Origin of the sequence: Streptomyces sp. MMBL 11-1, assembly GCF_028622875.1 — a bacterium.
GTDB lineage: Bacteria > Actinomycetota > Actinomycetes > Streptomycetales > Streptomycetaceae > Streptomyces.
On the sequence record NZ_CP117709.1, the window covers coordinates 2249233 to 2272987 of the forward strand.

A 23755-nucleotide genomic window follows, 5' to 3' on the forward strand; every position below is an offset into this window, starting at 1 on the left:
GCCTGCTTTTCAGCCATTTCGATCGGATGTGCGGCGATCGGCAGTGTGTAGCCCACGTGGCCGAGCCTCACCCACGTGGGCGTACCTGGTGGCCATGCGTCCGTGGCCGTACGTCGCTCAGCGCACGGACGAGGACCCCTCGGCGAGGGCGGTCTCCGCCTCCGGTGCGTCGGCCTCCGGCGCGTCCGGGTCAGCCGTGGCGTCGGCCTCGGCCACCGCCTGCGGATCGCCGGTTCCGACGCCGCTGGTGACGGCCTCCTCGTCCGGCACCGCCACGGACTGTTCGCCGAGGCGCTGGGCGACGCCCTGGTTGCGGGCCTCGGCCTTGGCGGCCAGCGCCCGTACCGCGGCGTTGAACTGCTCCATGGAGGTCGGCTCGTCCGGCCCCAGGAGGTAGGTCTTCAGCTCACGCCGGGCGTTCGCCAGCGTGTCCGCCGCCGGGTCGGCCACCGCGGCCAGCAGCGCGTCGAGCTCCTCGGCGCTGTTGGACAGGATGACCGCGGCGCGCACCGCGGTGTTCTGCCGCTTGAACTCCTCGGCTCCGAGCGCGGCCGAGTCGGTGACCGCGTACGGCTTGCCGCTCGCGATGAAGTCGGAGACCACACTGGAAATGTCCGAAACCATGGCGTCGGACTCGTTGAAGCAGTCGTACAGCTTGGGCTGCGCGCCGGTCACCGTACGGTGCTCCCACCAGCCGAAGGAGCGCCAGTAGGCGTCGTTCCACTCGGCCCGCAGCCGGGCGGCCTCCGCCTCGCGGGCGGGGTCGGCGAGCGAGAGCCGCGACTCCTCCGCGTCGTCGCCGCCCGCGCGCCCGGTGGCCGCGAGCTGCGCGAGCCGCGCCTCGATCCGGGTCAGCTCGGCCTTGGCCGCGCTCTGCCCGGCGGCGGCCGATGAGGCCTCCTTCGCCCAGCGGGGGTCGGCGGCGCGCTCGGCGGCCGCCTTCTCCAGCATCGCCTGGATACGGACATCGACGGCCTTGGCCTTGCCGCTGCGGATGCCGGTGAAGGGGTGCGGCTTGTAGATGATCCGGACCGGGTCGGCGGCGTTCAGCAGCCGTCGCACGATGTTCTCGCCCGCCAGCAGCAGGGAGGTGTTGCCCGGGTTGTCGTCCCAGCCCTCCCAGGTGGGCGCGTACAGCACGGTCGGGATGGGGTTCTTGACGACGCCCGTCCAGCTCTTGATGGGCTCCAGCTGCGGACGGCCGACCTCGACGATGTCCTGGTCGAGGACGCCCACGTCGGCCAGCGCGTAACGGTCGCGGCCGGCCCGGCCCGCGGTCCAGACCTCGTCGTAGACCTTGGAGTACGGGTTGACACTGGCGAGCTTGTCGCTGTCGCCGTGGCCGATGAAGACGTGCTTCATCGTCGGGACCCGCAGGATGTGGATGTTCTTGCCGACGTTGGCGGGGTACAGGCAGACCCGGACGGTGGAGAGGTCCAGGTTCATCAGGTGGGTGCCCGCGGGGATGCAGATGACCGGGACGGAGGTCTCGGCCAGCTGCGGGACCAGGCCGCGCTCCCGCATGATGATCAGCGGCCGGCCCTCGACCCGCGCCATGGTCTCCAGCCACATGTTGCCCTGGTAGGCGGACTCGTTGGAGCCGGAGAAGTAGAGCACCACGGTCGGCTGGTAGTCGCGCAGCCAGCTGTCGACGGCCTTGAGCACGGCGGGGACCGGGGGCGCCAGCCGGCCGCGGCGGATGTACGGGACGAGCGCCCCGAGGTAGAGCAGGGCCAGCAGCAGCGTCAGGCCGATGCCCGCGTAGCCGATGACGTCCTCACCGGTCCCGGCGGCGATCAGGATGCCCGCCACGGCCGGGATGTCGAGGTGCAGCATCTTCTCGCCGGAGCGCCGCAGCAGCGCCCCGGGCGGGGCGTCGGGGATACGGACCGCGTGCAGGTCCACGTTGCGGGTGACGACCGGCATGGTGCGGCGGAGCCGGATCAGGGTCGTCAGCGCGCCGTGCGGTGCCTGGAGCCCGTAGAAGAGCAGGAAGCAGGCGACCGCCGAGTAGAACAGCGGCTCCTCGGCGAGATCCAGACGGGCCAGCAGCAGGATGACCATCAGCTGCCGCAGCAGGAAGCGGATCGACAGCCCGGCGCGCACCTTGCCCAGGCGGTTGACCAGATAGCTCCCCTTCTGATGCAGATACCAGTCGGCGGCATACGTGACGACGGTGGCCGCCGCGAAGAACCAGATGTGGGGAATGAGCGCGGCGAGCATGACGCAGGGATAGCCCAGCCCCATCAACAACGCTGCCGCCAGTTCCGACCTGCTGCCCACACGGGCCAGGCGAATGGCTGTCGAGATCACGAAGAACCTGCTCCAAGGGGTGCCGGTTGATTCACGTATGGGCGGAAATGTGAAGGTGCGGCTTCACGCATTCGGGCCTCTGCCATCGCGCAAAGCGACAACAGAGGCCCGGAAAAGCACATTTGTCAAGAATTATTACACATCTGCTTGACGGTCCAGCACGGAGGCCAGGGCCTGCTCGAAGCCGGAGGACTCGGCGGCTCCCGCCGTCGGGTCCTGCTGCCGTACGTCGATGACGTGACCGGTCAGGGCGGAGAGCAGGACGTCCAGCGAAGTGCGTGCCACGGCCTCCGAGGAGAGCAGCGAGCCCTCGGGCTCCTGGCCGAACGCCTTGGTGCGCATCGGGGTCGCGGTGCGCTCCGGGTTCACACAGTTGACGCGGATGCCCTCGCCCGCCCACTCGTCGGCGAGCGCCTGGGTGAGGTTGACCATCGCGGCCTTGGTGGAGGAGTAGAGGCTGTACTCGGCACGGCCCCGGGTGTAGCTGCTGGAGGTGTAGAGCAGCAGCTGGCCCCGGGTCTCGGCGAGGTACTTGTACGAGGCGCGGGCGATCTGGACGGGCGCCAGGTAGTTGACGTTGAGCGCTTCCTGGATCGTCGTGTTGTCGGTCTCGGCCAGCTTGCCGATCCGCAGCACGCCCGCGGTGTTGATGACGTAGTCGATACGCCCGGTCTCGCCGTACGCCTTGGAGAGCGCGTCGTCCACGTGCTCCGGGTTCTCCACGTGCGTACCGGTGGTGGAGCGGCCCAGGGCGTAGACCTTCGCGCCGTAGGCCTCGGCCAGGGAGGCGATGTCGGCGCCGATGCCGTACGAACCGCCGAAGACGACGAGGGTCTTGCCGGTGAGGAGCTCCCGGTAGGCGGCCTCGTCGGCCTGGCGGGGGGCGGCGGTGGAGGCCAGCTGGAAGAGCTTGTCGGTGATGAAGACGTCGACCGGCTGGGTCACCTTCATGTTGTACTCGTCGCCCGCGACCACGTAGATCGGCACGTCGGGGAGGTACTTGAGGACCACCGAACAGTCGTCGGTGGCCTGGAAGTTGGGGTCGCCCGCCGCGACCTCGTACGCCCTGCGGATCGTGGAGAGCTTGAAGGCCTGCGGTGTCTGGCCGCGGCGCAGCCGGGAGCGGTCGGGCACCTCGGTGATGAACTCGCCGTCCTCACCGTGCGTGCGGGTCACGATGATCGTGTCCGCGGAGGGGATGGCGACGTCGACGGCCTGGTAGCGGTCCAGCGCGTCGACACAGTCCGTGATCACACGCTGTGACAGCAGGGGGCGCACCGCGTCATGGAAGAGGACGTTGCGGTCCTCGCCCTCGGCGAGGCCCTCGCCGAGGGCCGCGATGGCGCGCTCGGTGGTCTCGTTGCGGGTGCTGCCGCCCTCGATGATCCGGGTGACCTTGGTCAGTCCGGCCTTCGCGACGATCTTCTCGACGTCGGGCACGAAACCGGGCGCCATCAGCACGATGACGTCGTCGATGCTCTCGGCGTTCTCGAAGATGGTCAGCGTGTGCTCGATGACGGCCTTGCCGGCGATCTTCAGCAACTGCTTGGGGATCGACAGGCCCACGCGCTGGCCGGTCCCACCGGCGAGCACGACCGCTGTGGTCCGGGGCTTGGCTTCATGCGGCACAGACACAGACGACCTACCTTGCTATGACGGGGGAACAGTGTGATGGTCGCACTCTCCGTGACCGTCTCGCAAGGTGGACGTCGTCCGCCGATCGTCCTGCGGATACCCGCAGTTCACCCTCTGGCCAGGGAGGTTGGGCGCTCCGGGTCGGTCGCCCGGGGTGACCGACCCCACAGATGTGTTGCTCAATCCGCACATCCGCGACACGTGCACCCGGCGTGACCGGCGCAAACCGCCGGTGCCCGGCCCTGAGGCTACCGGACGGCCCGCCTCCGGGGAGACGGGCCGTCGGCCATGACCGGAGGGAGCCCCCGGCCGGACACTCCTCAGAAGGGGTCGAACTCGTCGTATTCCTTCTCCGCGTCGTCGCGCTCGGCGTCACGGTCCCGGCGGCGCTGCGCGGCGGGGCGCGGCTCCTCCAGGCGGTGGTCCTCGCCGCGGCGGCCGAGCATCTCGGCGCCGGCGCTCACGGTCGGCTCCCAGTCGAAGACGACCGCGTTCTCCTCGGGACCGATCGCGACGCCGTCGCCGGCCCGGGCGCCCGCCTTCATCAAGGAGTCCTCGACGCCGAGGCGGTTGAGCCGGTCGGCGAGGTAGCCGACGGCCTCGTCGTTGTTGAAGTCGGTCTGACGTACCCAGCGCTCGGGCTTCTCGCCGCGCACGCGGTAGATGCCGTCGTCCTCCAGGGTGACCGTGAAGCCGGCGTCGTCGACGGCCCTGGGACGGATGACGATGCGGGTCGCCTCCTCCTTCGGCTTGGTGGCGCGCGCCTCGGCGATGATCCCGGCGAGCGCGAAGGAGAGCTCCTTGAGCCCCTTGTGCGCGATCGCGGAGACCTCAAAGACGCGGTAGCCGCGAGCCTCCAGGTCGGGGCGGATCATGTCGGCGAGGTCCTGGCCGTCCGGGATGTCGACCTTGTTGAGGGCGACGATGCGGGGCCGGTTCTCCAGGCCCCCGTACAGCCGCAGCTCCTCCTCGATCATGTCGAGGTCGGAGACGGGGTCCCGGTCGGACTCCAGGGTCGCGGTGTCCAGGACGTGCACGAGCACCGAGCAGCGCTCGACGTGCCGCAGGAACTCCAGGCCGAGGCCCTTGCCCTGGCTGGCGCCGGGGATGAGCCCGGGGACGTCCGCGATGGTGTAGACGGTCGAGCCGGCGGTGACGACGCCCAGGTTCGGCACGAGGGTGGTGAACGGGTAGTCCGCGATCTTCGGCTTGGCCGCGGAGAGCACCGAGATCAGCGAGGACTTGCCCGCGCTCGGGTAGCCCACGAGGGCCACGTCGGCGACGGTCTTGAGCTCCAGGACGATGTCCCGGCTCTCCCCCGGCTCGCCGAGCAGCGCGAAGCCCGGGGCCTTGCGGCGGGCCGAGGCCAGCGCCGCGTTGCCGAGGCCGCCGCGGCCACCCTGACCGGCCACGAAGGTGGTGCCCTGGCCGACGAGGTCGGCGAGCACGTTCCCGGCCTTGTCGAGTACGACGGTGCCGTCGGGGACGGGCAGGACCAGGTCCTGGCCGTCCTTGCCGGAACGGTTGTCACCGGCGCCGGGCTGGCCGTTGGTGGCCTTGCGGTGGGGGCTGTGGTGGTAGTCCAGCAGCGTGGTCACGGACTGCTCGACGACGAGGATCACATCGCCGCCGCGTCCGCCGTTGCCCCCGTCGGGGCCACCCAGCGGCTTGAACTTCTCACGGTGGACGGAGGCGCAGCCGTGGCCTCCGTTACCCGCGGCGGCATGCAGCTCGACGCGGTCCACGAAGGTGGTCATGGTTGGTGCCTCCAGGTACAGCAGAAAAATGCGGAATGTCTCTGTCGTAACACGCCGAGGGCGGACCCGCTTCCCCGTTCGCCGGGAAAGCTGAGATCCGCCCTCGGAAGGTGCTGTGTGTCGTTCTGCGCGCGCTGAGAGGAAATCAGACGGCGAGCGGAACGATGTTCACGACCTTGCGGCCACGGTGCGTACCGAACTCCACCGCACCGGCGGCCAGCGCGAACAGCGTGTCGTCGCCGCCACGGCCGACGCCCGTGCCCGGGTGGAAGTGGGTGCCGCGCTGGCGGACCAGGATCTCACCGGCGTTGACGGCCTGACCGCCGAAGCGCTTCACGCCGAGCCGCTGAGCATTGGAGTCGCGCCCGTTCCGAGTGGACGATGCGCCCTTCTTGTGTGCCATGTGTTCTCAGTCCCTTACTTCGCAGCCGCGGGGATACCGGTGACCTTGATCGCCGTGTACTGCTGGCGGTGACCCTGGCGACGGCGGTAGCCGGTCTTGTTCTTGTAGCGAAGGATGTCGATCTTCGCGCCCTTGTGGTGGTCGACGATCTCGGCCGTGACCTTGATGCCGTCCAGCACCCACGGGTCGCTGGTGACCGCGTCACCGTCGACAACGAGCAGGGTCGAGAGCTCGACCGTGTCGCCAACCTTGGCGGTGGGAATCTTGTCAACTTCAACGATGTCGCCGACAGCAACCTTGTGCTGGCGACCACCGCTGCGCACGATGGCGTACACGCGGATCTCTCTCTCGCTCGGAACGGATCCCCTGATGCCAGCCGCTCGCACGGGCCGGGGCCCGGGACGATCCGGAAGGATGAGCGGCCTCTCCTGGCGGACGGCGCGAACACCGACCGTGACCGGGAGGGATGTGCTCAGGGGTAGGCGCGTTAAGGAAACACACCGAGGGTCAAGGTTACGGGGCGGGGGTGTGGGGGTCAAACCGGGTCCGCACCTCCGAGGATGAGCCATTTTCACCCTTGCGCCCGCAGGGCCACCCATTACCCCCGGTCGGCAGACTGACACCCTCGCCACGGCCCGGCCGGGCGCCCCGGGTGCGCTCGGAGCCTTCACCTGGGGCCGACGGGTACGCCTGAAGCCCCACCGCCGGGGCTGGTGGGGCTTCAGGATGGGTCAAGGCACAACGCCCTAGGTGTCGATCAGGGACCGTGCGACAGCGTTGCCCGCGTCCGTAGTGGCGATCCAGGCGCGGCTGCCGAGCCTGGGCTCCCAGGAATGGTGTTCAAGGTCTTCGAGCACCATCCGGACGACCTCGTCGACCCCGGCGCTCCACGGCGCGAATCCCTCCGCGGCGAGTTCGCCGATCCGGATGAGATCGTTTTCGAGCAGGAAGCGCAGCAGTTCGGCGAAGAACCCCCTCCACGAGGAATCCTTCACCTCTTCCCTCGCAGCCCAGAGGAGCTGATCGATGGGAACCCAATCATCCAGCCCTTCGATGAGCACGTCGGCGTAAACACGTTCGTCGATCATGGCATGTGCACCTTCAGCGCCTTTCCGCCGCTACCCGGCTGGATGTCTATGGTTGCTCCACCGGAAGCGGAAGCCGTTCTCCACTGGATCACGGTGCCGTCCTCCAGTCGATATACATCAGGAATTTTCGGACCGCGCGCCGGAAGCTTTTCCGCGCCGGCAGTCCAGCGGTCGAAGGCCGTGCGCATCGCCTGTTCATCAGCCATTTCCCGAACGTGCCCCTGCCTCCCCTTCGGCAGGTTGTCGAACTCCCCCACCCATACGCCACACACACCGTTGCTGTTGTGAACGAGTACCGGCGTGGCTCCTGCGAGCACATAGTACGTGTGGAGGTCGTCGACAGTCAGGTTGTACGTGCGTGCCCGTTGGGTGAAGCCCGCGTTGCCGGTGACGATCACCGTTTCGCCGACGTCGGTGAGCAGGGTCATCTCCGGCACGAGGTCGCGTGCTGCGACCCAGCCGCGCTCGGATGGTGACCAGAACGGGTGCTCGTATGTGGCGGTGAGCTGCTCAACACCGTTCGCGGTGGCAATGGAGAGGGTGTTGAAGCGCTTATCGTCGTCCGTCCTGATCAGACGGGTTACTTTTCGGGGGCCGGTCTCACCGATTTCAGGATCGGTGGCGAGCACTGTATCGCCGAGCCGAACATCCTCGATGTCCTTCACGGAACCGTCGCCCATGAGCACACCGGTGCCGGCCAGGAAGCACTTCGTACAACCGAGCCTGAGCATCTTGAGCGCGTCGAAGGCTTTGTCGAGGGCTTTTAGTTTGGCGCCGATGAGGACGTCGGTGCCGAGTTCCCAGCAGTTCTCGAAGTCCTTGTTCTCCATGCATTTTTCGAGGTTGCTGAGTCCGGCGATCTCCTTGCCGAATTGAAGGAGCTCGTCCATGGCTGAGCCGAACTCGTCGCCCTGGGAGAGAATGCCGCAGTAAATCTCGTTGTGCTGGCACCAGCGGGCGAAGCCCTGGGGGTCGCAGGGGATGTATCCCTGGCCGCAGCGGTACATCTCGCGGGCGCGGGCACCTTCGTCGTTCTTGGCCTTCTCCTTGGCCTCGACGGCGGCCTTGCGGCGGGCTTCGGCTTCCTCCTTGTGCTTCCTCACCGCGACGGTGAACGCTTCGGTGGACGCCTTCAGCGCCGCTTCGGCGTCCTTGCCCGCGGCGATCGCCGCGGTGCGGGCCTGGTCCGCGGCATCCCAGGCGCCGGCCGCTTCGACCTGGGCGGTCTCGGAGGAGAGGGTGGCGTCGGTGGCTGATCTGGCGGCGTCGGAGGCGGCGAGGTCGGCGTTGTCGGCGGCGTCGCGGGCGGTTCTGGCTGAGGCGGCGGCACTCGCGGCGGAGGCTTCGGCGTTCTTGGCGTGCTGGGCCGCCTGGTCAGCATAGTTCTGGGCGTTGGTCGCGGATTCTCCGGCCTTCTTGGCCCACAGGTCCGCTTCGGCGGCTGCCTTGCGGGCGAGGGCTGCGACCTTCTGGGCGGTGGCGGCATTCTGCTGGGCAGTGGCCGCGACCTTGGCCGCGTCCGCAATCAGTTTCTGGACCTGCGCGATGTGGGTGGCGTTGAGGTGGTCCTTGCGCTGGGCCTTGAACTGCCCGGAGACGATGAAGGCGTGCAGTGTCTGCGGGGAACCCTCCAGGGCGGCCCGGGCCGCGGACCTCACCTCCGGGCTACCGGAATCGACCAGCTGCGCGGCGCGGACGCGTTCGTCCTGGGTACGTGCGGTGGGTTGGGTGGTCAGGAGGAAGTGGCTGTACTTCTTCGGGTCGTTGGTGCCCAGTGCCTTCTGCCCGGCTTCGGCGAGGACCGGTCCGGCGTCGGAGATGACCTGCGCGATCGCCACCCGCATGCTCTGGGCACCGACCTGGTACTGACCATCGGTGACGAATGCGGTGATCGCGGTGGCATCGCCATTGAGCGCCTCTTCGGCCGCGTCACGTACTTCCTTGGTCTCGCTCTCTTCGGCGAGGCGCTCGACGTAGGAGCGGTCGTCCTGCGCCTGGACGGTGTCCCACCCGTTACGCAGGTAGTCGATCACCACTTCGTCAGGACCTGCCAGAGCGGCCTCGGCCGCGGCCCTTCCCCACGACGTGCCGTTCTTCATCACGAGCACGGCCAGGTGACGGACCTGTGCGGCGACCGCGGCAAGGTCCGCCCCGGGCAGGTCGGCCAGAGCCAGCAGCCGGAGCCGCTCGGCTTCCCGGTCCTTCACCCCTTGATCGAGGTCGGCGCGCCGAGCGAGCCGGTCCGCGTGCTCCTGCTGGTCGTCGCGGGCCACTTCGATGCCGGCGTTGGTGCGGCCGAGAAGTTCCCCGGCCTCTACCTCGCGGGCGATCGTGTAGATCTGCTGTGCCTTGGCAACGGCCGCACTCGCCGCGTTCGCCGCCTCGGTCGCCGCGTTCGCGTGTGCGGTCGATCGTGTGGCCGCCTGCGCGGCCTCACCGGCGTGGTCGGCAGCCTCGTCGGCCGCCTTCGCCGCGTTGTTCGCATGGACCGCAGCCGATCGGGCCGCGTCCCGTGCCTCGCGCGCCGCTTTGGCCGCCTTGCGCGCCAGCGACTCAGCAGCTGCCGCGGCCCGGTTCGCCTCCGCCGCATGCCGCTTCGCCTGCGCAGCAGCGGCCCGCGCCTCGGTGGCCGCCGCCGACGACTGCCCCGCATGATGGCCGGCCTCGATCGCCGCGTCCGCCGCCAGCGTCGCGTTCGACCCGGCGGACGCGGCCGAACTCGCCGCGTCACCGGCCGCGTCAGCAGCGATGGCCGCCTGATCGGAGGCGTCCGCCGCGAGATCGGCGCCCTTCGCCGCGTCGCGCGCGTTCTGCGCGGCCAGACGTGCCGCACCGGCGTTCTTCTGATCCACCGCGGCATCGGCCGCGGCACTACGGGCCCGGGACGCCGCCTGGGCGGCACCGGCCGCGGCCGCGGCCGCCTGGGACGCCGCGTTCGCCGCTACCCGGGCCGAGTTGTTCGCCGCCCGCGAGGCGTCGATCGCCACCTGCGCCGCCGCGGCCGCCTGGGAAGCCGCTTTCGCCGCACGCCCTGCTGCCCGCGCCGCCTTCTGCGTGTCGTCCTTCGCGGCTTCGGCCTCGGCCGCTGCTGTCAGGGCCGCTTCCTTGGCCAGCTCCGCGGCCTCGACAGCCTTCTTGGACTGAGTTTGGGCTGCTTCGGTCTCCTTCGCGGCCTGCCGCCCCGCCTCCTTCGCCTGCGCGGCGAGCTGGGCGACCGTGTCGTGCTCCTGGTCCTTCGCCCGCGCGACGAACTGCCCGACCTCCAGGAACTCCCGGATATCCGCCGCGTTCCCGGACAATGCCAGCCGCCCGGCCGACCGGACGTTCGTCCCACCCACGCTGAGGACCTGGGCGAGCTGAACCCGCTCGTCCTGCTCACGCTGGAAGTACTGCCCCTCCTTCAGGAACGCCGCAACATCCTCCGCCGAACCGGCCAACGCCGCCCGACCGGCCTCCTGCACAACAGGCCCACCCGCATCGACCACCTGAGCCACTCGGATGCGTTGATCCTGCTCCAGGGGGTCTTCCCAGCCGTAGTCCAGGAAGTCGCCGAGCTCCTCCGGGGTTCCGGCCAGCGCCTTGCGGGCGGCGGCCTGCAACTCCGGTCCCGCCATCGAGGCCAGCTGGGCGGCACGCACGCGGTTGTCCTGTACGAAGAGTTCCTCCGCTGCCACGAGAAACGCCCGCAGATCAGCATCACTACCGACCAGAGCCGCTTCGGCAGCGGCCTTGACGCCGGGCCCGCCATCCCTCCAGTAGTTGAGCACACGGCCGCGGTCCGTCGGGGCGGCCTCGGCCAACGCGGACATCTCCGCGCCTGACGCGAGTTGGTCGGCGGTCGCGGGCGGCGCTCCCAGCAGGCCGAGAGTCAGGGCCAGGGGCAGCAAGCCCAGCACCCACAGCCGTATGGCGTGTCTCGCTATTCGCCAAGGGCCGGATCGGCTTGTTCTCTTGTTCACGAAAATTCCGTTCGCATTCTCAGCGATTGTTCCCACTGATTGCCGTATATCGGCTCCGTGATGATAGGTGACCCCATCTGCCGCACGTTCACCCCTCCCTCCCTCCCTCCCTTCCGGGATGGCGAGGAAGGTGAGCGGAAAATGTCCCAGCCTTCCGCTTGCCTCGGTGCGCGAAACGGCCTCATCCCACATCGGCCGAAAGTGAAGGTTGCATGGGCTCGGCACGACCGCGGGCACGGAAGAAGGCAGCTGATTGCGTAGAAGGTTGGCGCAAAAGTACCACTTTGCGGGACGACCGATTAACAACCAAACGGATATTGCGCACAAAAAGGCCATTTGTTGTTCAGGCCCGGACCGGTTACGTTACGCATGCATCTTTACTTCATCTGCACAACTGGCGTCAGGGGTCCTCGGGTGTCGACTTCGCGCCAGAAGGGATTTCCATGGCTTTCCGAACGCGTGGTTTGCTTGTATCCGGAATGGTGAGTGCACTGGTGATGGCGGTCGGCCTCCCGCTCGCACTCGCTTCCACTCCCTCCGTCACCCAGGACGAGAACGAGACGCCCCCATCCCTGGTCGAGGATTATTCATACCCCGGCGCGGACAATATTCTGGCGACCAAGGGGATCAAGTTGAAGAAGGGTGACGGTCGTATTCTGCTGGCCGACTGCGACCTCAGTCAGAACCAGATCCGGGTGATGACGGTCGAGGACTCGGCCAGCGGCCGTGCCGGGCAGTACTGTTTCCGCACCACGGCCAAGACCGGTTACCTCACACTTGAGCTCCCCCGCGTCTTCGTGCTCGAACTCGCGACTTCTGAACGGCCCATCAGCGCCGATCTCACTGCTGGGGGCGAAACCACCACGGTGAACGTCGGAGCAGGCGGCTTCCAGAGTGTCGGCGAGGGCGTGGTGGGCGGCGCCCGCAGCACGCTCGTCGAGATCCGCGTGACCGGCTGACCCACACCCGCCGTCCGTCAGAACATTCGGCTCACGTGCAGCTGTTGCCGGTCTCGTGCCGGTTTTCATCGGTGTCACTCCAGCAAGGAATGCTTGTGTCTCTGAAGTCCTCCCGCACTATGCGGGGCATGGCGTTGTTCGCGGGTATCGCCGCGGTCGGCGCTCTCACTCTCGTTTCTCCCGCCCAGGCCGTAGTAGGTGACGCCGTCGCGAACGGCTCGTACGCCTTCACCGCGAAGCTCGACATCGGCGAGGGCGACGCGAAGCGTGCCTGCACCGGTTCGCTGGTCGACGCCCAGTGGATCCTGACCGCGAGCAGCTGCTTCGCGGCGGCCGGGCAGCCGGCCTTCCCGCTTCCCGCCGGCGCCCCGGCGCAGAAGACCACGGCGACGATCGGGCGCACGGACCTGACCGGTACGGGCGGCAAGGTCGTCGAGGTGACCGAACTGGTCTCGCGCACCGACCGTGACCTGGTGATGGCCAAGCTGGCCCAGCCGGTCACGGACATCGCGCCGGTGCTTCTCGCGGACACCGCCCCGGCGGCGGGCGAAAGTCTGCGGGCTCTGGGCTACGGCCGTACCGCGACGTCCTGGGTCCCCGACCGCCTGCACGCCGGCACGTTCGCCGTGAGTGCGACCGGTGCGACGACGGTGGCCGTCACCCGTGACGGCGGCGCGATCTGCAAGGGCGACGCCGGCGGTCCCGCTCTGCGCGAGCTGGACGGCAAGGTCCTGCTCGCCGCCGTCCACAGCGCCTCCTGGCAGGCCGGCTGTTTCGGCTCGGATGAGACCCGTCCCGGTGCGGTGGAGACCCGCACCGACGACCTCACCGACTGGGTCACCCAGGTTCGCGGACTTCCTCAGGGATCCCAGGTCGCCTCCGGTGACTTCAACGGCGACGGTCGCGAGGACATCGCCGCGTTCTACGACAATGGCACCTCCACGGAGGGTGCGAACCGGTCCTCGCTCTTCGCCTTCTACAGCAATGGCACCGGCTTCGGCGAGCCCAAGAGGGTCTGGAGCACTCCGGGCGGCTTCACCTGGAGCAAGAGCCAGTTGACCTCCGGCGACTTCACCGGCGACGGCAAGGACGACCTCGCGGTCCTCTACGACTCCGGCTCTTCCGACACCGGCGCCGTCACCTCGCTGTACACCTTCACCAGCACCGGCACCGGCTTCAGCTCGCCCAGGAAGACCTGGACCACCCCCGGCGGCTTCACCTGGAGCAAGAGCAAGGTCACCTCGGGCGACTACAACGGGGACGGCAAGGACGACGTCGCCGTCTTCTACGACACCGGATCCTCCGAAACCGGCCAGGTGTCCTCCCTCTACACCTTCACCAGCACCGGCACCGAATTCGCCAACCCGCGCAAGACCTGGACCACCCCCGGCGGCTTCACCTGGTCGGCCGGCCAGGTGACCTCCGGCGACTACGACAAGGACGGCAAGGACGACATCGCCGTTCTCTACAACGGCGGCAAGTCGGCCGACGGGCAGTTCGTCTCCTCGCTCTATACCTTCACCAGCAGCGGGACCGACTTCGCCAACCCGCGCAAGACCTGGACCAGCAGCGGCTCCTTCAACTGGAACGCCACCAAACTGACCTCGGGCGACTACAGCGGAGACGGCCGGGACGACGTCGCCGTCCTCTACAACCGCGGGACCACGGAGGCGGGCGTGCACCAGTCCGCGCTCTTCACCTTCGCGAGCACCGGCACGGCCTTCGCCTCGCCCCGCGAAGTGTGGACCAGCACGGGATCCTTCTCCTGGGCCGCGAGCCAGCCCGTCTCCGGCGACTTCAACAAGGACGGCAAGGCCGACGTCGGCGTCCTCTACCACGCCGGGACCTCCGTCGACGGCCGACGCATCGACTCCCTGTTCACGTTCACCAGCACCGGCACCGACCTCAAGGCACCGGTCAAGCACTGGACCGGCAGCGTCGTCTGACACGCTCCCCGCGTGCCGGACTGTGCCCTGCCCACCGCCCCTCACGCGGGGTGGTGGGCAGGGCACCCTTATGCTTTCCGGGCGCATCAGCTCTCCGAAAGGCTTCCCCATGCTGTTGTCAAGCCACCGCCGTGACCGGTGGTGCAGCTTGGCAGTACGCTCCGTCACGCATCATGGCCCACAGGGCGAGATCGGACATGTGCATCGCGTTGAGCAGGCCGCTGTGGAAGCGCCGGGGACCGCGGAGGTTGTCGCTGACGAAGCCGGAGTCGAGCGGGGCCGGTGCCAGGCCGCCGTGTCCGACGAGCCGGTCGGAGCTGCCGAAGGCATCCATGCCGCCGCCGGTGGCCACGATGAACGTCGCCCCCATCTGCTTGCCCATGCCGGGCAGACTGAGGATCACTTCCGCGTGCGGGTGCCCGCGAAACCGGACCTCGGTCAGGGCATGTTCCTTACCGATGTCCACTTCAGCCCATATCCGGGGCGCGGCCACCTCCGCCGGCCCGTCGCGTGGTCACTGCCCGGCAGACGACCTCGCCGACGTTGCCCCGCACAGCGATCGAGTCGCATCTCCCCATGGGCGGTCGAGTCGTCGCGGGGCGCTGGGCGGCCAGGCCTTTCCAGCCATCTCACGGCGACACCATGACAGCCATACCCAGAGCCCCTGGGGCCCGCTGATCTTACGAGTGACCAGTTCGAACCCACGACAAGAAAGTAGGGCATGCCGTGAATTACAGGGTCCAGCCCACCGCCCAGGTCGACGAGACCGCCGAGATCGGAGCCGGCTCCAGTGTCTGGGAGCTGGCGCAGATCCGCGAGGGAGCCAGGCTGGGCGAAGGCTGTGTCATCGGCCGCGGTGCGTACGTGGGCACCGGTGTGCGTATCGGTGACAACGTGAAGATCCAGAACTACGCGCTCGTGTACGAGCCCGCCGAGCTCGGCGACGGCGTCTTCGTCGGCCCCGCCGTCGTCCTCACCAACGACCACAACCCGCGCTCGGTCGACCCGGACGGCAAGCAGAAGCGCGGCGGCGACTGGGAGGCGGTCGGCGTGAAGGTCGCCGAAGGCGCTTCGCTCGGCGCCCGCTCGGTCTGCGTCGCACCGGTGAGGGTCGGCCGGTGGGCGATGGTCGCGGCCGGCGCCGTGGTCACCAAGGACGTCCCGGACTTCGCGCTGGTCGTCGGCGTGCCGGCCCGGCAGATCGGCTGGGTCGGCCGCAGCGGTGTCCGGCTGGTCGAGCGCGAGGGCGAGCCGGGGGTGTGGGAGTGCCCGCAGAGCGGAGCGCTGTACGAGGAGAAGAACGCGCTCCTCTTTGAGCGGACGGCCTGACGCCGTGACCGATCAGCACCGTTCCCGCACCCCGGACGGGACGATTCCGACCGATTGGTCCATACGTCCGTGCGGCAGAGCGTGAGGCCCGTGGCTGGAGCCACCGCTCCGCAGGCCGCTGCCGGACACTCACGGCTCGACTCCCTCACCGGGCTGCGGTTCTGGGCCGCGCTGGCCGTCGTGCTCTACCACCTGTCCCGGCAGGCCGGGCAGCTTCCGTGGATCAGTGACGTCACCTGGTACGGAAGAAGCGGGGTCACCTTCTTCTTCGTCCTCTCGGGCTTCGTGCTGGCGTGGACGTACGACGGCAAGGTCGTGCCCGCGGTCGTCTTTCTCTGGCGCCGGTTCGCCAGGATCTGGCCTCTGCTGGCCGCCTCGGTCCTGGCCTCCGTGGCCGTCTGGCATGCGCTGGGCACCGACTTCTCGCTGCGCGGTACCGCCGCGACACTGGGCCTCGTGAACGCCTGGGTTCCGGATCACGCCTATCTCTCGGGCGGAAACCCCGCTGCCTGGTCGCTCAGCGACGAGGCCTGGTTCTATCTGCTCTTCCCGCTCCTGCTGGCGATGCCCCTGATGCGGAACGCCCGGGGGCGGATCGTCGTCGCCGTCGCCGTGTGCGCGGCCTCGCTGGCCGCCTGGCTGAGCGGCGCCCTGATCACGGATTCGCTGGTGCGCGTGTGGGCGCTCGACTACTTCCCGCCGACCCGGACCCTCCAGTTCGTCCTCGGGGTCGCCGCCGGGTTGGCGGTGAAGCGGGGCTGGCGTCCGGCGGGCGGCCTGCCTGCCGCCGTCGCGGCGGTCCTGGCCTGGCACCTGGCGCTGATCCCGTGGTCCCACGCCGTGCCTGACAGCCTCTGGTACAGCCCGTACAGTGCGTCCCAGCTGCTGTCCGCGCCGATCTTCGCGCTGCTGGTCGCGGCCGCGGCGGCGGCCGATGTGGAGGGGCGCCGGACGACCCTCGCCGGGCCCGCCATGGTCAGGCTCGGGCAGTGGTCCTTCGCCTGGTACCTCTTCCACGAGATCGTGCTGAGAGCGTTGGTCGGCGTGTACGGCAAGCCGGTGGGCCGGACCGAGACTGCCGGTTTCTGGGCGGCCACGCTGCTGCTGAGCCTGGCGGTGGCCGCCATTGCTTACCATTGCGTGGAACATCCGCTCGAACGCCTGCTTCGCCGTCGAGGCCCGGGCGGGTCCGCCCGGGCCCGAGCGGCAGACGCCGTGACCCCGGAACCCGGTGCGTATCCTCCGGGCGCGTACACCCATTCCTCATCCCAACGTCAAGCGACTCAGAAGAAGAGCGTGCAATGAAAGTCATCAGCATCGTCGGTGCTCGTCCCCAGTTGGTGAAACTGGCTCCTATCGCGGCGGCATTCGCCGGGACAGATCACCAGCACGTCATCGTCCACACCGGACAGCACTACGACGCGGACCTTTCGGACGTCTTCTTCGACGGTCTCGGCATCCCGGACCCCGACGTGCACCTCGGCGTCGGCTCCGGAAGCCACGGCGTACAGACCGGATCAGTGCTCTCGGCGCTCGATCCGGTTCTGGAAGCGGAGAAGCCCGATTGGGTCCTGGTCTACGGCGACACCAACTCGACCATCGCCGGTGCCCTTTCCGCGGTCAAGCAGCACCTGCCGGTGGCTCACCTCGAAGCGGGCCTGCGGTCCTTCAACCGCCGGATGCCCGAAGAGCACAACCGGGTGCTGACCGACCACTGCGCCGATCTGCTGCTCGCGCCGACCGAGGAGGCCGTACGACACCTCGCGTCGGAAGGACTCTCCGAGCGCACGGAGCTGGCCGGCGACGTCATGGTCGACATCTGTCTCCGTATCCGGGACGCCGTGCGCGCGGGTGAGCACGCGGCTCCGGCCCTGCCCGAGGGCATCGACCCCTCGCAGCCGTTCCTGCTGGCCACGCTGCACCGCCCGGACAACACGGACGACCCCGCTCGGCTGTCCGCGATCATCGACGCCCTCGCGGGCCTGCCCGTGCCCGTCGCCCTGCTCGCCCACCCCCGCCTCGTCGCGCGCGCCGAGGCACACGGCATCGAGCTGGCCAAGGGAGCCGTGCGGGTCGGCCGACCGCTGCCGTACGCGGGCCTCGTCGCCGCCGTGCTCGCCTCGTCGGGCGTGGTCACCGACTCCGGAGGCCTTCAGAAAGAGGCCTTCCTCCTGGAGCGGATCACCACGACCATCCGCCCCGAGACCGAGTGGGTGGAAACCGTTCACACCGGCTGGAACGTCTTGGTTCCCGACCCTCACGAGATGGATCCGGCCCGGTGGGCCGCCACCGTCTCGCGCCCTGTACCCACGAGCGACCCCGGTACGCCCTACGGCGACGGGCACGCTGCGGAAAACGTCGTCCGGATCATGGAAGAATGGAAAGGGGGCAGCCGGTCCGCGTGACATGCGCAGCGCCACGTTTGGTGCTAATACGCATATGTCACCGTGCTAGCGTCACCATTTATGTCAGTGTCTCCCAGGTCCGGGTTGCCCGCGAAAGGCACGCGACCTCATGTGATCTATTTCGCCATCGGTTTCCCGCCGGCTGCAAAAAGCTGTGCCTACCGCATGCGCGAAACCGCGAACCAGTTCGTCAACACCGGCTGGGACGTTACCGTCGTCACCATCGCCCAGGAATCGTGGGAACTGGACTCCGGCATCGACCTCACTCTTCTGGAGCAGGTCGACCCGCGTGTGAAGGTGGTCGAGCTGCCGCTCTCGCGCGAGGACCTCGAGACGGACATCCGTCTCTTCGACGAGGAGCGGGCACTCAACCCGGCCAAGTGGGTCACCGAGCTGCGCAAGCGCCAGGCCAAGACCTTCCCGGAAGCCAGCTTCGGCGACTGGCGCGAGGCCCTGGAGCAGGCGGCACTGGGCATCCACCGCGATCACCCGGCGGATCTCCTGCTCGCCAGCTGTGTCCCGTACGTGAATCTGGCCGCTGCCTGGAAGCTGTGGGAAGAGGCGCGCGTTCCGTACGCCGTCGACTTCCGCGACGGTTGGTCCATCGACGTCATCGACGGCACGGAGGCCTTCTCCAAGGACTCCGAGCTGGGCCGCTGGGAACAGAAGATCCTGGAGAACGCGGTCTCCCTCTGGGTGGTCAACGACCCGATCGCGGAGCACTACCGCGCCCGCTACCCGGACTTCGCCGACCGCGTGCGGGTCGTGCGCAACGGCTACGACGCAGACAGCTCCCCGGGCCACGCCCACAAGCCCGACCTCGCCGCGGGTCTCACCTTCGGCTATCTCGGCACGGTGAACTTCACGGCCACGCACCTCGAAACGGTGCTGGACGCCTGGCGTGCGGCGCGCGAGCAGGAACCGCTGCTCGCGAACGCCCGCTTCGAGGTCCGCGGCCACATCGGCAACGGCGCCGGCCGCGGGGCAACCCGGCATGCCGAGATCCTGAAGGAGGCGGAGGCGGACGGGGTCCATTTCGGCGGACCCGCTTCCAAGGCCGAGGTGGCCGAGATCTACGCCCGCTGGGACGCCATGGTCCTCATCCTCATCGGAGGCCGCTTCGTCACCTCCGGCAAGGTATACGAGTACATGGCCACGGGGCTGCCGATCGTCTCCGCCCATGTGGTGGAGCACGACGCGTCGAACGTACTGCGGGGCCACCCGCTGTGGACGGGGGCCGTGGGCCTCGATGTCGAGGCCATGGCCGAGGCGTTCGTCCGCGCCGCGCACCTGGCGATCGACACGAGCGACGAGGCGCATGCCGAGGCGATGGCCCACGCCGACCAGTACACGCGGGAATCGCTCATGACCGTGGCGGTGCGCGAGCTGGTCGACCGGCTGGCCGCGGACGAGCCCGAGCGCGTCAGCGTCGAGGGCGCGCCCGCCCCCCTCCCCCAGAAGTCGATCGTCACCGGAGGACCCGCGTCGTGACCGACGTCCTGTTCATCGCCACCAAAAGACCCCAGCTGGGGGTCCTCACCGACTCCCTGGTGAAGTTCCGGGACCGGGGCGCCAAGCTGTACCTCGCCGGCACCTTCAAGATGGCCTCGGTCGCCGAAGATCTCACCCGCGCCGAACTGGACGGGGTCCACCAGCTGCCGCGCAATCTCAACAAGCGCAGCTCCGCCATGCGTCGCAAGGCCAAGAATTCCCCGACGGGCATGCGCGTGTGGATGCAGTCGCAGCGGGACCGCTGGCTACGTCAGCAGGCCCGCACGGCCCACGTGATCGTGGCTCTCGACCCGGGGGCGGTCTACACCGTCTGGCGGCTCGCCCAGTACAACACCACGGCCGAGGCGCACTTCGGTCTCGCTCCGGCGCTCAGGGCCGTCGACCGCATCGCGGGCGGGGCAATCCGCCCCACGGCGCTGCCTCCGGTCGCCGCCGTCGCCCAAGACGTACGACGCTCCATCAGCGGGCTTCCCGCCGCCGTGATGCGAACCGCGACCTCACGCCCCGTCATGCGCTCGACCGTGGGAGCCCGGCTCTGGCGTTCGGCCGTTACCGCCCCTGGTATGCCGGGGGCTGTTCGGGCCTCGGCCTCGCGCTACGTGGCCGAGGGTATGGAGGAGGCGGGGCGGATCAGCGGGGCGGCCATAGCTCTCAGTTCCGCGGCCGCCAAGATCCCCGATCCCGCGCTCAAGGCGCAACTGCTCCACGAGAGCGCGATGACCGAGGTCTCCAAGGGAATCAGCCCGCGTGATCTCGTCAAGGCCGTCAACGGACACCTCGCGCACGCCGACGACCAGTTCGCCAAGGGCCTGCACGAATCCGCGTCGGTGTCTCTGTACCGGGCGCTTTCTCTCGAGTTCCACCGTGTCCTGCACATCGACCAGCTGAGCTCTCCGCTGGCGCACGACGCGGAGGGCTTCGTCGCCCCGTTGCGGAATTCCCCGGCCCACCGTGCGGTCGCACGGCCCCGCGGCAGGAAGACTCCCCCCAAGAGCCCCCCGTCGGACCGACCGCTGCGGCTGCTGGTGGCCACCAGCACCAATGCCAACTTCCTCCAGCACATCCTCGCCCGGTACGGAGACCACCCCGGGGTCGAACTGCGGTTCCTGGACCTCGCCGCCCAGAAGCCGCTCAAGAGGATCGCCTGGGCCGCGCCCCAGATGCTGGAGGACAGGCTGTCCGGTGGCACGTCGGAATACCAGAGAGATGTGGAGCGGCTGATGCGGCCCCACCTCGACTGGGCGGACACGATGTTCGTCGACTGGTCGGTGGGGCCGGCGGCCATGCTGACCACGATCGATCCCGGTGACACCAGGATCGTCGTGCGGCTGCACAGCTACGAGGCGTTCACCCTCTGGCCGCACATGACCGACTTCTCCAGGGTGGACGATCTCGTCTTCGTCGCCCCGCACGTGCAGCATCTGGTGACATCGCTGGTGCCGCAACTGCGCGAGGCTTCCGCACCCCGGATGCACGTCCTGGACAACGCGATGGAGCTCGAAGGGTTCCGCCGCCCGAAGTCCGCCGATGCGCGCTTCAACCTCGGTCTCATCGGGATCAGCCAGGTCGCCAAGGACCCGCGATGGGCCGTGGACGTACTGAAGCGTGTACGCGAGCACGACGACCGTTACCGGCTTCTCCTGGTCGGCAACGACATGAACCCGAAGACGAGCAAGGCCACCGCTGACTACCTGACGCTGCTCAAGCGGGAACTGAAGCCGCTGGCAGCGTCCGGTGCCGTCGTACGTACGGGTCCCACCGACGACGTTCCGGCCGCGCTCGCCGACATCGGGGTCATTCTCAGCTCGTCGGTGCGCGAGGGGTGCCACGTGGGTCTGATGGAGGGGGCGGCCAGTGCGGCGGTGCCGGTCGTCCGCGACTGGCCCTTTTACGCCGGCAAGCCCCACAGCGCCCGCACTCTCTACCCGGAGGGCTGGGTCGTGGACTCGCCGGAAGAGGCCGCCAAGCGCATCCTCGACGTCACAGCGACCGAGGAATCCTGGCGCGAAGCCGGCAACCAGGCTTCCGAGCACGCGGTCGGGACCTGGGACTGGTCCGTCGTCCAGAAGCGCTTCGACGACCTGTTCCTGGGCTGACCACCGCTCAGCGGAATCGATACTGCGGAGGGCCCGCACCTCATCGGGTGCGGGCCCTCCGCAGTATGCGCGCGCGTTGCCGGTCAGACGAGGGCGCCGGGGTGCCGCAGGCGCCACCCCGCCCAGGCCGACTCGACCATGGTGCGTATACCGTGCCGGGCCGACCAGTCCAGCTCCCCGGCGATACGGTCCACGGAGGCGACCACCCGGGCCGGGTCCCCGGGGCGGCGGGCCTCTGCGATCGGGGGCGGGCCGGTGCGGCCGGTGACGTCGAGGATGATGCCGACCATCTCGGCGACGGAGGCTCCCTCGCCCCGGCCGATGTTCAGGACCAGTTCGGCGGACGGGTCGCCGGCCAGTCGGCGGGCCGCGGCGACGTGTGCGGAGGCGATGTCCTCCACATGGACGTAGTCACGGACGCAGGTGCCGTCCGGGGTCGGGTAGTCGTCGCCGAAGATCCGGGGGGCCTCGTCGGCCTCCAGGCGTTCGAAGACCATCGGGACCAGGTTGAAGACACCCTCGTCGGCCAGTTCCGCCGAAGCGGCCCCGGCCACGTTGAAGTAGCGCAGGGAGGCCGTGGCCATGGAGTGCGCCCGGCCGGCCGCGGCCACCAGCCACTCGCCCGCCAGTTTGGTCTCGCCGTACGGGCTGAGCGGCAGGCAGGGGGTGTCCTCGGTGACCAGGTCGACGTCGGGCATGCCGTAGACCGCCGCCGACGAGGAGAACAGGAAGCTGCGGACACCGGCCGCGGCCGCCGCTTCCAGCAGGGTGCGCAGGCCGTCGACGTTCTCGCGGTAGTAGTACAGCGGTCGTACGACGGACTCCGCCACCTGCTTCTTGCCCGCGATGTGCACGATGCCGGTCACCGCGTGGTCGGCCAGCACCCGGTCGAGCAGTTCCCGGTCCAGGACCGAGCCCACGACGAGCGGAACGCCTTCGGGAAGGCGGTCTGCGCGCCCGGTGCTGAGGTCGTCGAGGACGACGAGGCGCTCCTCGCCCGCCATCTGCGCGACGACGTGGGATCCGATGTAGCCGGCCCCGCCGGTGATCAGCCAGGTCACCGTCAGCCGCCGATGACGACGCGGCGCACGCCGGCCCAGTTCGCCGGGTCCGTGGTGCGTCGGCCGTCGACCAGGACGCGGACGTCCGGGAGGTCGGCGGCGGACAGCTCGCGGTACTCGGCGTGGTCGGCCTGGAGGATCGCGGCGGTGACGGCCTGGTTGGCGTCGTGCGGGACGAGGCCGAGGGCGGTCAGCTCCTCGGGGGTGTACATCGGGTCCGAGACGAAGGGCACCGCGCCCCGCGCCTTCAGGGCCTCGACGACGCCGAAGACGCCGGAGAACGCGGTCTCCTTGACGCCGCCGCGGTAGGCCGCGCCCAGCACCAGGACCCCGGCGCCGTCCAGGTCGCCGTAGGCGGCGGCCAGCAGGTCGACGGCGTACGCGGGCATCGCGGCGTTGGCCTCGCGGGCCGAGCGCACCACGGTCGCCTCCGGGTCGTTCCACAGGTACATCCGCGGGTAGATCGGGATGCAGTGGCCGCCGACGGCGATGCCGGGCTGGTGGATGTGGCTGTAGGGCTGGCTGTTGCAGGCCTCGATGACCTTCTTGACGTCGATGTCGTTCTGGTCGGCGAACCGGGCGAACTGGTTGGCCAGGCCGATGTTGACGTCGCGGTAGGTGGTCTCGGCGAGCTTCGCCAGCTCGGAGGCCTCCGCCGTGCCGAGGTCCCAGACGCCGTTGGGGCGGGGCAGGTCCTCGCGCTCGTCGAAGTCGAGGACGGCCTCGTAGAAGGCGACGCCGCGCTCGGCGGACGCCTCGTCGATGCCGCCGACGAGCTTGGGGTAGCGGCGCAGGTCGGCGAAGACCCGGCCGGTGAGCACCCGCTCCGGGGAGAAGACCAGGTGGAAGTCCTCGCCGGGGGTCAGGCCCGAGCCCTCGGCCAGCATCGGCGCCCAGCGGGTACGGGTGGTGCCGACCGGCAGCGTGGTCTCGTAGCTGACCAGGGTGCCGGGCTTCAGGCCCGCCGCGATGGCCTTGGTGGCGGCGTCCATCCAGCCGAAGTCGGGGGTGCCCTCGGCGTCCACGAAGAGCGGGACGACGACGACCACGGCGTCGGACGCGGCGACCGCGGCCGTGGTGTCCGTCGTGGCGGAGAGCAGGCCGGCGCCGACGGTCTCCTTGAGCAGGCGGTCGAGGTCGTGCTCGCCGGGGAACGGCTCGGTGGCCGCGTTGACGAGTTCGACGACCTTCTCGTTGACATCCGCGCCGATGACCTTGTGGCCCTTGGCGGCGAACTGCACGGCGAGCGGAAGTCCGATCTTGCCGAGCGCGACTACACAGATATTCATCGG

17 protein-coding genes are annotated in these 23755 nt (G+C 69.1%); 7 read left to right on the forward strand and 10 right to left on the reverse strand.

The genetic code is table 11. The features are described from left to right. Positions 1–117 precede the first annotated feature (117 nt). From PSQ21_RS09715 to PSQ21_RS09745, 7 genes are all read right to left on the reverse strand, one after another. A complete protein-coding gene (locus tag PSQ21_RS09715; RefSeq protein WP_274030034.1) occupies positions 118–2313 on the reverse strand; it encodes a hypothetical protein in 2196 nt (731 codons plus the stop codon). A 135-nt stretch (positions 2314–2448) separates the two neighbouring features. Continuing rightward, positions 2449–3948: a bifunctional cytidylyltransferase/SDR family oxidoreductase gene (locus tag PSQ21_RS09720; RefSeq protein WP_274030035.1), complete on the reverse strand. Its 1500-nt coding sequence runs from the start codon at positions 3946–3948 to the stop codon at positions 2449–2451. A gap of 320 nt (positions 3949–4268) precedes the next feature. Further along, positions 4269–5705, reverse strand: coding sequence for a GTPase ObgE (gene obgE / locus PSQ21_RS09725; RefSeq protein WP_274030036.1), 1437 nt, complete (start codon positions 5703–5705; stop codon positions 4269–4271). Positions 5706–5850: 145 nt separating this feature from the next. Further along, positions 5851–6108: a 50S ribosomal protein L27 gene (gene rpmA, locus PSQ21_RS09730; protein ID WP_026291105.1), complete on the reverse strand. Its 258-nt coding sequence runs from the start codon at positions 6106–6108 to the stop codon at positions 5851–5853. Between the two features lie 14 nt (positions 6109–6122). After that, entirely contained in the window at positions 6123–6443 is a 321-nt protein-coding gene (gene rplU / locus PSQ21_RS09735) for a 50S ribosomal protein L21 (RefSeq protein ID WP_097869286.1), read from the reverse strand. 411 nt (positions 6444–6854) lie between these two features. Then, complete coding sequence (locus tag PSQ21_RS09740) at positions 6855–7196, reverse strand: hypothetical protein (protein ID WP_274030037.1); 342 nt, start codon at positions 7194–7196, stop codon at positions 6855–6857. Further along, a complete protein-coding gene (locus tag PSQ21_RS09745) occupies positions 7193–11092 on the reverse strand; it encodes a polymorphic toxin-type HINT domain-containing protein (RefSeq protein WP_274030038.1) in 3900 nt (1299 codons plus the stop codon). Before PSQ21_RS09745 ends, PSQ21_RS09740 begins: the two co-directional genes overlap by 4 nt. A 506-nt stretch (positions 11093–11598) precedes the next feature. Here PSQ21_RS09745 and PSQ21_RS09750 point away from each other — a divergent pair. Both PSQ21_RS09750 and PSQ21_RS09755 read left to right on the forward strand, forming a co-directional pair. Further along, a complete protein-coding gene (locus tag PSQ21_RS09750; protein ID WP_274030039.1) occupies positions 11599–12114 on the forward strand; it encodes a hypothetical protein in 516 nt (171 codons plus the stop codon). A gap of 128 nt (positions 12115–12242) precedes the next feature. Then, positions 12243–14060, forward strand: coding sequence for an FG-GAP-like repeat-containing protein (locus tag PSQ21_RS09755; protein ID WP_274030040.1), 1818 nt, complete (start codon positions 12243–12245; stop codon positions 14058–14060). A 118-nt stretch (positions 14061–14178) separates the two neighbouring features. Here the strand turns inward: PSQ21_RS09755 and PSQ21_RS09760 are convergent, their stop codons facing one another. Then, a complete protein-coding gene (locus PSQ21_RS09760; RefSeq protein WP_337961670.1) occupies positions 14179–14553 on the reverse strand; it encodes a transposase in 375 nt (124 codons plus the stop codon). Between the two features lie 233 nt (positions 14554–14786). On the opposite strand from PSQ21_RS09760, the gene PSQ21_RS09765 reads away from it, so the two are divergent. The 5 genes from PSQ21_RS09765 (at position 14787) to PSQ21_RS09785 (ending at position 21402) form a co-directional block, all read left to right on the forward strand. Beyond that, positions 14787–15389 (forward strand): acyltransferase, encoded by a 603-nt coding sequence (locus tag PSQ21_RS09765; protein ID WP_274030041.1) that lies wholly within the window; start codon positions 14787–14789, stop codon positions 15387–15389. A gap of 90 nt (positions 15390–15479) precedes the next feature. After that, positions 15480–16694, forward strand: a complete 1215-nt coding sequence (locus PSQ21_RS09770; protein WP_274030042.1) for an acyltransferase family protein — start codon at positions 15480–15482, stop codon at positions 16692–16694. After that, on the forward strand, positions 16691–17794 hold the full coding sequence (gene wecB, locus PSQ21_RS09775) for a non-hydrolyzing UDP-N-acetylglucosamine 2-epimerase (protein WP_274030043.1): 1104 nt from the start codon (positions 16691–16693) through the stop codon (positions 17792–17794). The genes PSQ21_RS09770 and wecB overlap by 4 nt, the downstream gene beginning before the upstream one ends. Positions 17795–17959: 165 nt before the next feature. After that, positions 17960–19285, forward strand: coding sequence for a glycosyltransferase (locus PSQ21_RS09780; protein WP_274030044.1), 1326 nt, complete (start codon positions 17960–17962; stop codon positions 19283–19285). Continuing rightward, complete coding sequence (locus tag PSQ21_RS09785; protein ID WP_274030046.1) at positions 19282–21402, forward strand: glycosyltransferase; 2121 nt, start codon at positions 19282–19284, stop codon at positions 21400–21402. The genes PSQ21_RS09780 and PSQ21_RS09785 overlap by 4 nt, the downstream gene beginning before the upstream one ends. Positions 21403–21485: 83 nt before the next feature. Here PSQ21_RS09785 and galE read toward each other — a convergent pair whose 3' ends face one another. Then, a complete protein-coding gene (gene galE / locus PSQ21_RS09790) occupies positions 21486–22463 on the reverse strand; it encodes a UDP-glucose 4-epimerase GalE (RefSeq protein ID WP_274030047.1) in 978 nt (325 codons plus the stop codon). A gap of 2 nt (positions 22464–22465) precedes the next feature. Continuing rightward, a complete protein-coding gene (locus PSQ21_RS09795; RefSeq protein ID WP_274030048.1) occupies positions 22466–23752 on the reverse strand; it encodes a nucleotide sugar dehydrogenase in 1287 nt (428 codons plus the stop codon). Positions 23753–23755 lie beyond the last annotated feature (3 nt).

Bases quoted from the DNA above. Each gene is read 5' to 3' on its own strand.
- obgE (WP_274030036.1), bottom strand. From the start codon at position 5,705: ATGACCACCTTCGTGGACCGCGTCGAGCTGCATGCCGCCGCGGGTAAC.
- rpmA (WP_026291105.1), bottom strand. From the start codon at position 6,108: ATGGCACACAAGAAGGGCGCATCGTCCACTCGGAACGGGCGCGACTCC.
- PSQ21_RS09740 (WP_274030037.1), bottom strand. From the start codon at position 7,196: ATGATCGACGAACGTGTTTACGCCGACGTGCTCATCGAAGGGCTGGAT.
- PSQ21_RS09750 (WP_274030039.1), top strand. From the start codon at position 11,599: ATGGCTTTCCGAACGCGTGGTTTGCTTGTATCCGGAATGGTGAGTGCA.
- PSQ21_RS09755 (WP_274030040.1), top strand. From the start codon at position 12,243: ATGGCGTTGTTCGCGGGTATCGCCGCGGTCGGCGCTCTCACTCTCGTT.
- wecB (WP_274030043.1), top strand. From the start codon at position 16,691: ATGAAAGTCATCAGCATCGTCGGTGCTCGTCCCCAGTTGGTGAAACTG.
- PSQ21_RS09780 (WP_274030044.1), top strand. From the start codon at position 17,960: ATGCGCGAAACCGCGAACCAGTTCGTCAACACCGGCTGGGACGTTACC.
- PSQ21_RS09795 (WP_274030048.1), bottom strand. From the start codon at position 23,752: ATGAATATCTGTGTAGTCGCGCTCGGCAAGATCGGACTTCCGCTCGCC.